Genomic DNA, 9,854 nt, shown 5'->3' with positions numbered 1-9,854 from the left:
TTACTTTTCTTCCTTTTCTCTTTCTAAAATTAATCCTTTTTATTTATTTGCTAATCTAAAGGAGCGGAGTCGAGAAACAACTACCCTTGGCTTTCAGTATATTTCGACTCCGCTCAATGTGACAGTATAGTAAATATTGTGCTTTTCGGACAGCCTCTTTTTCATTGTCTTATTTCTTCCACTCTTTGTTCTAAGTCAGATTTAGCAATTGATTCAGTATTGGATAAAATTTCATTTAATAGATTTGTATTTTCATATGGGTCTTCTACTAAATTATACATTCCTTCTGTTCCATCATTAAAAACAATTAATTTATAGGTTTCATTCCGTACCGTATATCCATTGCCGTTTTGTCCTTCTACCTCACTATAAATAAAAGTTCTTTCTTCTTCGTTTGCATCTATCAATAAAGGTTTAAAACTTATACTATTATGTATACTTGTAGTACCTGTATTTGCAATATCCGCAACGGTAGCAAATACATCTGCAGTATTAATCATTGCATTTTCTACTTGATTACTTCTATTCACTCCATAGCCCGAAACCACCATAGGCACATTTATACCTCCTTGATAGAGGCTTCCTTTAACGCGATTAGAATTATATGGAGATTGCGCAACTTGATTTGGAGTTCCGTTATCGCCAATAAAAATTATTGTGGTATTCGCTCGTGCTTCTTCAGAAAACGAACTTAATAAACGACCAATTTCTGTATCCATAGCTTCTAAAGCTGCCATATAATATGGCAAAGGGTTCGAATCTATAGATGCCTGATCTGTGGGTAAATCTCCTTGAGAGTGCAACGTTGCTGGCGGCAAATGAAAAGGAGTATGCGGCGCATTATAAGCCAACCACAAAAACCAAGGTTTTTCTTGTGCTCCAACCCAATCAATGGCCAAATCAGTAAACTTTGTGGTTGTATACTCGGTAGATATTGTTGTTACACCATTTTCAGTAAGATTCCAGTTCCAATACGATTGTACACCACCATTAAGTAAACCAGCATAATAATCGATCCCCATATTGGTAGGACTCATAGCATCGTTAGATAAGTGCCACTTACCAATTACAGCATGACTATAGGTCTGGGAAGTGTTATTATCTAAATATGATTGAATAGACGTTTCTGAAGTTGGCATTTCATCGCCTACAGCCAATACTCCGGTCTTTACACCATATTTTCCTGTCAATATTGTTGCTCTGGTTGGTGTACACGTTGGCGCCGACCAAAGATTATTAAATTTTATTCCATTGGCTATAAAAGATTCAAGATTTGGCATATTTGGTTTTATAACCCCTTCGTCAAATCCAGGAGTAGCATCCAATCCCATATCATCTGCTATGATTAATAAGATATTGGGTTGATTCGTTTCAGGATTAACAGTTTCTTCTGAAATTGTATCATCATTTTTACAAGATAATATGGATATGATGCAAGCAAATAATATCTGGTGGATTTTTCTCATAAACCTAAGACTATTGAAAAGCAAAAAGGTTTAACCCGAATTATGAATTAGAAAATTTATTACATCTTGAAATCACTGCAAAATATATCGTTTCATTACATTTTTAAGTATACCCATAGCGCCGCTATGCTAAAACTTAGAAAATGTCATATTTTATGGTACTTTCAATTCTCATCACAAAGTTCTAATGCATAATCCGGGTTTAATTTTTTTATGTACATTTATAGAAACTTGACCCATAAAAGGTATGCGTAATTTTCTTCTAGGTGCATTACTTGCCGCATTCATTGCTTTAGGCATTATTTATTTTGTTGATCGATTTAATACTCAGAAAACTGAAATACAATCTTCTGATCTTATTTTGGACCAGATTAAAAATGTTGGCAAACTAGTAGTTACAGAAGGACATTTTTCCGAAGTTATCACTTATAAAGATGCCAAAAAATATTATCTGGATATACTCACAGCAGAGAAAAAAGCAATTGTAGTAGTGAATGCAGGTGTAACGGTTTCCTATGATTTAAGTAAAATTGAGCATGCCATTGACCAAACTACAAAAACCCTAACGATTACTAATATTCCGGAAGCAGAGATTAATATCAATCCGGATATAAAATATCATGATCTGGAAGAAGACTTTTTCAACCAGTTTAATCCTGAAGATCATAATCTTATTCGAAAAGAAGTAATACGTCAGCTTAATGAAAAAATCGAAGCCTCTACCTTAAAATCAAATGCAGAGAATCGTTTAATTAGTGAACTACAGAAGATATATATTCTCACCAATTCTTTAGGTTGGAAATTAGTGTATAAGGGCAACTCAATTACGAACTCTGAGCAACTGCTTCTTTAATTGTACTTTTTAGCATCACAGGAACTATTATTTTATGAAATGGCTTCACTGGTAGGAAATATAGTTTCCCAAAACTATTATTAAAGTTTACTGTAGTAGAAATCGTTAAGCTTTTTTCATCTTCTTTTTCTGGTTTCAATAAAAGAGAAACTCTAAAATTAAGATGACGATCATCTTCTCCTAAAATTATTTCATTATCTGATCTATCAAATACTTTAAAAATCCCAACTTGTTCTCCTATCTGTCCCTTAAAATTAGTTAACAATTCCTTTTTACTCTTGGTCTTACCACCTGTTTTTAGGCCAAAAACCGAAACAATCTTATTTCTTAATGTAAATAACTTTCCAATCCATTCTGGGGAAGAAGAAAAGAAAGCTTTAGAAACAACCATAATATCAATTTTGTTGTCTTTATCTATAAAATCAGTTTTAAAACTATCTGAATAATCATAATCCTTTTCCACTAGTAAAGATTCATTAGTCATTTTGACCTTTTCGACTTTCATATTATTTGCCAATTTTTAAAAGTACTGGGTTAAAAGCTTTAGAAGCAACAACTACTTTGTCTCCAATTCCTAGATTGATAATTTCTGACTCCTGCGCTATAATTTTTACCACATTATTACCAATAAGGACAGTCACTATATAAACAACCTCTTCTTGTTTTATAGCAATCACTTCTCCTGTAAACTGAAATTTACCACTAAGTTTATCATTGGTAAATATTGAGATTGGATTACCTTCTTTATCTATTTTTCCGTCCTCAAGGCAATATATTTTGTCTGACATTTTTATGATCTCTCCAATATCATGACTTACTAAAATTGTTGTGAGTTCATACTCACGATGTACTTTTAGAATATAATCCTGTAGTTTAGCTCGCATTGTTATATCCAAAGCAGAAAGTGGTTCATCTAATAATAAAACTTTCGGTTTACGAACTAAAGCACGTGCTAAAGCCACTCTTTGCTGCTGACCTCCTGACAAGGTTTTAGGTTTTCTATTTTCTAATTCTTTTAACTCTACTATAGTAATCAATTCTTCAATAATACTTTTATCCTGACCTTTTTCTAACGCAAACTCTAGGTTTTTTCGTACCGTCATATTAGGAAACAATGCATAATCCTGAAATACATATCCTATCTTACGCTGTTGTGGAGTATAATTGATTTTTTTTACGGTATCTAACCAAATTGTGTTGTCTACTGCAATTTTCCCTTCATCTGCGGATAGTAATCCAGCCAATATTCTAAGAGTCGATGTTTTTCCTGCACCAGAAGATCCATATAAAGTAACGAATTCTCCCTTCTCAATACTCAATTGAATATCAAGTAACATTTTTCCGTTCGCAGTACTAAGCGTTTTATGAATGTCAGCTTCTATCATTTCCAAAACCGTTTTAGATATCCTCCATTAATCAAATACACTGATAATAACACCACAAATGTAATAATGAATAAAATCAGCGAATAGGTATTTGCGTTACTATAATTTAAAGCTTCTACCTCATCATAAATTGCAATAGAGACTACTTTAGTCTTTTCTGGAATATTTCCACCAATCATAAGAACCACTCCAAATTCTCCAACAGTATGTGCAAAAGCTAGTACAATCCCTGTTAAAAGTGAAGGTTTTATATTAGGTAATAATACTTTAAAAAGTGTTTTCATTTTCGATTTACCCAACACATAGGAAGCTTCGGTAAGCGAAGCAGGTAAACTAGCCAAACCCGATTGAATCGGATTAACCATAAATGGCAAACTATAAATAACGGACCCTATCACTAATCCAGAGAATGAAAAAATTAATCGGATTCCAAACCAATCTTGTAACCAACTTCCAAAAGTATTTCCTGGACTAAAAGTCATTAATAAATAAAACCCTAAAACTGTTGGAGGTAATACCAAAGGCATACTCACCAAAGTTTCTATGACTGGTTTGATTCTTGATTTAGAATGTGCTAACCAATATGCTAACGGGATTGAAACCACCAATAGAATAATTGTAGTTACCAAAGCGAGCTTTGCTGTCAATATAATCGGAGCCCAATCTATCATCTGGAAAGCATAATTTCGTTCACCTTAATCATAGCAATTACCGTTGAATTTTCTTTCAATAATAATGTATCGAGAGCTTCTGTAGCAATTATAGCGACTATATCCCCGATCTCTGTAGTTACTATTAACCTACTTAACAACACTCCTCTTTTTATCTTCTTTATAGTCCCTTTAATTTTATTCTGCACACTAATCAAAAGAGTATCTTCTGTACTAATAATCACTTCTGTTTCTTTAAATAAGACATCTACGATACTTCCATTCTTTAGGTAAGAAGCAGTTTCGGGAGTTTCTACCAAAATAGTTTTGAATACAATATGCTCATTTATTCGAATAGAAACCATTGATAAACTTTCGTTTACCTGTATATCTGATATGTGTCCTGAGAAAGTATTCATTATTGTGCTACTAAATATCCGAAATCTTCTAGTATTTCTTTCGCTTCTTCAGAAAAAAGAAAATCATAAAATTGTTGCGTGTTTCTAGTGTTCTCTTTTTTTGATTTAACCATTATTACACCTTGTTCAATGGACGAATATTGGTTTTCATCCAATGTTATCCAATGCCCTTTACCTTTCATTTTAGCTGATAGCACTACAGATTTTGCCGTAAAACCAACTTCTGAAGACTTCGAAGTTATAAACTGATTCGTCTGTGCAATACTCTCACCATATACTAATTTATCCTTCACCTCATCATATAAACTATAATTCTCTAACACTTCAATTGCTGCCTGACCATATGGTGCTGTTTTAGGGTTTGCTATGGCAATGTGTGTTATATTTTTATCTTTTAGCATTTCTACAGAAGGTTTTATATCATCATACATAGACCATAATACCAATTGACCATAGGCATAAATTTTAGGAGCATGAACGGCTAAATCATTCTCGTAAATTTCCATAGGGTATTTCATATTCGCTGAAACGAAAATATCATAAGGAGCACCTTCTTTAATCTGCGCAGTCAATTTACCGGAAGAACTAATCACAAGTTCACATTGTACTCCAGTTCGCTTTGTAAATACTTTAGACACTTCTTCAATCGCAAACTGCATGTTAGCTGATGCTGCAATCGTAATTACATCTTCTTTAGATGAACTGCATCCCAAAATCAATAGCAGCATTATAATGCCAAATACTCCTTTCAATTTCCCCTCTATTACAGACATATTATTACTACTATTTTATACGTTTTCATAATATGTTTCTAATACACTATCGATAGCATCCACCACTTCTTTGGCATTTTCTTTTGTAAAACATAGAGGTGGTTTCGTTTTCAATACATTATCATCAGGGCCATCTGTGCTAATGAGAATAAATTTATTACGCAGCTCATTTTTAATATGATGCGCTAATACTCTATTGGTCTCACGATTCTTTCCTTTTATGATTTCGATTCCTAAAAACAAACCAGATCCTCTAACATCACCAATACAATCATATTTCTGCTGAAGTTTTGATAAGATTGATTTATAATAATCACCAACCTCTTTAGCATTCTCTTGTAATTCTTCTTCTTCAATCACTTCTAATACGGATAATCCTATGGCACACGAAACAGGGTTTCCACCAAAAGAACTAAAAAACTCAACGCCTTTACTAAAAGATGCTGCTATTTCTTCAGTAGTAATAACAGCTCCCATTGGATGTCCATTCGCAATCGGTTTCCCCACAATTACCAAATCCGGAATCACATCTTGCGCTTCGAATCCCCAAAAATGATCTCCTAAACGACCAAAACCGGTTTGTACTTCATCGCTAATGCAAATACCGCCTTGTTTTCTGATCGCTGGATACACTTCTTTTAAATATCCTTCTGCAAGAGGAACTTGTCCTCCACATCCTACAATAGGTTCTGTAATAAAAGCTGCTATAGGATGATCGGTGTTTTCTATTTGCTTCACTGCTTCTTTTGCATATAACTCACCCGCGTTTTGATTTGTATATTTACCTCTATAGGTATCCGGAATTTTAGTCTTTAGAATATATTCTTTTTGTCCTTGGCCTTTTGGACTATTAAACTTATAATCGCTAATATCAATGGAGATCTGTGTATTGCCATGATATCCATGCTCCATGATCATTGCTTTTTTATGTCCTGTATGGGCGTATGCCATTCGCATTGCCAAGTCACTGGCTGCACTTCCTGAGTTTACAAAAAACACTTTGTTAAGTGAATCAGGGAATTTCGATAGTAATTTTTCTGCATAGGTAGGTAGCAAATCATATAGATACCTTGTATTGGTATTCAATATTGCCATTTGTTTCTGTCCTGCTTCCACTACTTTTGGATGAGAATGCCCGACGTGTGGTATATTATTATAAGCATCCAAAAAAGTATTCCCATCAGCATCATACATATATTGAAAAGCTGAACGTGTCATAAAAATGGGCTTCTTATAGCTTAAAGACAGAATCGGACTTATATATTTATATCTTCTTTTTATCTCCTCTTCTGTGAATGGTTTTTTATGAACCGATAATCCTATTGCTTTCCTAAACACATTCTCTGCTTCAATTGGATTAATTCTCAGCCATTTGTACAACATTTGCCAAGCAGATTTTTCACTTACTGTAGCATATGTATTATCCGGGTTTATTTTTCGAGAATGTGCAGAATTACATACACTTGTACAAAGTCTTGCAGCGATTAGATAGTACAACACCTTAATTTCTTTTTCTTCTAAAGGAAGAATAGTGTGATACGCTTTTAGAATAGAAGGTGCCCAATCCAAAGGGTTCTCTTTATCATAACACGCATAGGTAATTACAATTGCCAATTCATTTATCATCTGTGAATAGGCTAAATCTCCAAAATCAATAATTCCTGAAACTTCTCCGTTTTTGGTCAGTATATTCCATTCATTTGCGTCATTATGAATGACCTGTTTCCTCAACTCAGGTAATAATGGAACTACATTTTCTTCAAATTGTTGAAAAAAATACTGAACCACACTCCTATTATGGGGATCAGGAATATCCTCTAAATATTTTTTGTTTAAGTGTACATATTGAATATCCCATTCCCATTGTCTAGCTCTGAGTATATAACTATCAAATTTTTGAAATTCACGATTCATTTCTGCAAGAAAAATTCCTAAAGAATAGAATAGCTCTTCTGTAGCTTCTATATCACCTAAAAACTTACCATCCAAAAACGAAAGCAATCTACAGATAGTTTTAGATCCATCGATCTCTAACACTTTTATAAAATTGCCATCCGTAAAAGGAATTGGCTTCGGAAATGTATCTGTATTTTTTTTCTCAAGGTGGAGAAGTGCCTCGTTTTCTGCTTCGAGAATAGCGAGTAATTCTTTATTATAAGAATACGTTTTAAAAATATACTGCGAAGATTTAGTTTTGGCAATATAATTGACATTATCGTAGCCATTTAATCTTTTAACTTCGGGCTGACGAAAAGAAAATTCAGATTCTAAGAGTTTATCTATCATCGTGTGAATGAGAAAAATGTTCTTTGGATATCTATTTTAGAAACCTATGATAAATATACTGTATCCAACCTGCAATCACGAAAAGAATCCATTATAAATTTCGATAGTTTTGGTCACTTAAGAATTATTATCTACAGGCAGTTCCATTAAATACAAATCTAGTTCTGGTCCCCAATAATCTTTTTCTGTTTTTTTTAATAAAAATCCAAACCTTTCAAAAAACTTATATGCCAATTGCGATGTAGTGACAAGTACTTTTTCTAATGTCAAATTTAGTTTCAAAATGGACAAGCAATGTTCTACCATCTTTTTTCCTAATCCCAATCCAGTATAGTTAGGATGAAAAAATATCCATGTTATTCTACCGGTATTATCTTTTTCCTGAAAATCATATCCTGCTCCTCCAACGATTTTGTTTTCATATTCAATTATCAAATAAGTAGCACTTTTATGTTCTAAATATTCTTCAAAATCATTCACCTCTTTTGGATCAAAATATATTGGTGTATTGAGTTTAAAAATCTCAACTAGTTCTTTTTTATCACTTACGTTGTATGGTCGTATCATAGAGGCAATTTTATCACAAAAATACTTTTTATAAAATTACGCTAATACGTATATAAAATTCTCTCTCCAGTTTGATAATTAATATATGATATCAATCGTTTAACCTTTCTACAATCATGGAAGAGAAATAATTCACTCCTGTTTTAATACAGTTCTCATCAATGGCAAAATTTGGAGCATGAGGCATCGAGATAATTCCTTTTTCAAAGTTAGAGCCTCCTAAGAAAAAATATACTCCAGGTACTCGTTTTTGAAAATACGCAAAATCATCACCACGCCCATCTGGCATTTCTCCATATAGCCTGATTACATTTTGCTGTCCATAAACTGTAGAAATAGAATTCATAACCTCATTTGTTAACTTTTTATCATTCATAAGGTTCGCTCGATCCCCAGAATATGATACATTAACCAACTTATCCGAATATTCTGATGACTTAATTTTCTGTTTTACTTGAGCCAAAATTTTATCTAATTCATTAAAGATACTAGAACCTACATACGTTTTAATTGATATTAGATCATCCGTATTTTTAATATTAAAATTATCATTCACTGTTGTATAATCTTTAAAAATGGTATTCGGATTTCCTAAACCAATAGTAGGGCTTAATAAACTTTGAGGATCAAAAAACTCACTACCAGAAACTACATTCTGAAAACTCTTAAGCAATATTTTAGTATACTCAATCATTGCATCATTATCAACTGATTTTTTATAGACCACTTCTATCATTTTATAATCGGCAAATAACCATTCTGGCTTGGTTGAGATCATTGTTGCTGGTAATGGTGCGATATGCGCTCCATAGATCTCATCTGGATTTATAAGATCAAACAAACCATCAGCGATCATCGCTTGAGCTCCTTTATAATTTTCTTCTGAAGGTTGAAAAATAAAATAAACAGTCCCTTCTAATTGATCTTTTTGACTTGCTAATACATTGGCAATTCCTAATGCGATTGCTGTGTGTACATCATGTCCACAAATATGACGAACACCTTTGGTCTTTGATTGAAAATCCACTACATCAGGTATTTCTGAAGGCATCGCATCAATATCCGCTCTCCACGCAATTTTCTTTCCTTCTTTTGCTCCTTTTAAAATACCAACTACCCCATTTCCTCCAATATCAGTTGTAACCTCTAATCCAATAGCAAGCAAATATTCTTTGATTTTCTGAGCTGTTCTTTTTTCCTGTTCTGAAACTTCAGGGTTCATGTGAAAATCTCTTCGAACCTTCACAAGATCGTCAAAGATCCTATCTGTTTGTTGCTGTATTGCTTTATGAATAGAAGATGTAACTGTTGTTTCTTGTCCAAAACTTACTAACCCACAAAAAAGAAATAATATGGAAATTGTTGTGTTCAATATTGTTCTATGAGTAATCATTTTTACTGTATTTAAATTTATAATGTAAAAATGTGATATAATTAAATGATGTACCTGACACA

Annotated in this window: 10 protein-coding genes; 1 reads left to right on the top strand and 9 read right to left on the bottom strand. The window is 33.0% G+C overall.

Features of this window, described 5'->3' with window-relative positions; translation table 11 throughout:
- Nucleotides 1–161 precede the first annotated feature (161 nt).
- Nucleotides 162–1,466 carry a sulfatase-like hydrolase/transferase gene (locus Q0975_RS27210; protein WP_299443743.1) on the bottom strand — a complete coding sequence of 435 codons (1,305 nt, stop codon included), beginning with the start codon at nucleotides 1,464–1,466 and terminating at the stop codon, nucleotides 162–164.
- A gap of 247 nt (nucleotides 1,467–1,713) precedes the next feature.
- On the opposite strand from Q0975_RS27210, the gene Q0975_RS27205 reads away from it, so the two are divergent.
- Complete coding sequence (locus Q0975_RS27205; RefSeq protein WP_299443740.1) at nucleotides 1,714–2,319, top strand: DUF4230 domain-containing protein; 606 nt, start codon at nucleotides 1,714–1,716, stop codon at nucleotides 2,317–2,319.
- On the opposite strand, the gene Q0975_RS27200 is transcribed toward Q0975_RS27205, so the two are convergent.
- From Q0975_RS27200 to Q0975_RS27165, 8 genes are all read right to left on the bottom strand, one after another.
- A complete protein-coding gene (locus tag Q0975_RS27200; protein WP_299443737.1) occupies nucleotides 2,291–2,824 on the bottom strand; it encodes a DUF2867 domain-containing protein in 534 nt (177 codons plus the stop codon). The two genes, Q0975_RS27205 and Q0975_RS27200, sit on opposite strands and share 29 nt — an antisense overlap.
- 1 nt (nucleotide 2,825) lies before the next feature.
- Nucleotides 2,826–3,704 (bottom strand): ATP-binding cassette domain-containing protein, encoded by an 879-nt coding sequence (locus Q0975_RS27195; protein WP_299443734.1) that lies wholly within the window; start codon nucleotides 3,702–3,704, stop codon nucleotides 2,826–2,828.
- Entirely contained in the window at nucleotides 3,701–4,372 is a 672-nt protein-coding gene (modB, locus tag Q0975_RS27190) for a molybdate ABC transporter permease subunit (protein WP_299443746.1), read from the bottom strand. The genes Q0975_RS27195 and modB overlap by 4 nt, the downstream gene beginning before the upstream one ends.
- The gene (locus Q0975_RS27185) at nucleotides 4,372–4,773 is read right to left on the bottom strand and encodes a TOBE domain-containing protein (RefSeq protein WP_299443731.1); all 402 of its coding nucleotides are present in this window, start codon (nucleotides 4,771–4,773) and stop codon (nucleotides 4,372–4,374) included. Before Q0975_RS27185 ends, modB begins: the two co-directional genes overlap by 1 nt.
- The gene (gene modA / locus Q0975_RS27180) at nucleotides 4,773–5,546 is read right to left on the bottom strand and encodes a molybdate ABC transporter substrate-binding protein (RefSeq protein ID WP_299443728.1); all 774 of its coding nucleotides are present in this window, start codon (nucleotides 5,544–5,546) and stop codon (nucleotides 4,773–4,775) included. The genes Q0975_RS27185 and modA overlap by 1 nt, the downstream gene beginning before the upstream one ends.
- A 15-nt stretch (nucleotides 5,547–5,561) precedes the next feature.
- Nucleotides 5,562–7,832, bottom strand: coding sequence for an aminotransferase class III-fold pyridoxal phosphate-dependent enzyme (locus tag Q0975_RS27175; RefSeq protein ID WP_299443725.1), 2,271 nt, complete (start codon nucleotides 7,830–7,832; stop codon nucleotides 5,562–5,564).
- 117 nt (nucleotides 7,833–7,949) lie between these two features.
- Nucleotides 7,950–8,399 carry a GNAT family N-acetyltransferase gene (locus tag Q0975_RS27170; RefSeq protein ID WP_299443722.1) on the bottom strand — a complete coding sequence of 150 codons (450 nt, stop codon included), beginning with the start codon at nucleotides 8,397–8,399 and terminating at the stop codon, nucleotides 7,950–7,952.
- Between the two features lie 91 nt (nucleotides 8,400–8,490).
- The gene (locus tag Q0975_RS27165) at nucleotides 8,491–9,792 is read right to left on the bottom strand and encodes a M20 family metallopeptidase (protein WP_299443719.1); all 1,302 of its coding nucleotides are present in this window, start codon (nucleotides 9,790–9,792) and stop codon (nucleotides 8,491–8,493) included.
- Nucleotides 9,793–9,854: the final 62 nt, after the last annotated feature.

It is taken from the genome of uncultured Aquimarina sp. (assembly GCF_947500065.1).
In the GTDB taxonomy this organism is placed as follows: Bacteria; Bacteroidota; Bacteroidia; order Flavobacteriales; family Flavobacteriaceae; genus Aquimarina.
This window is presented reverse-complemented; position numbering and strand designations above follow the sequence as displayed.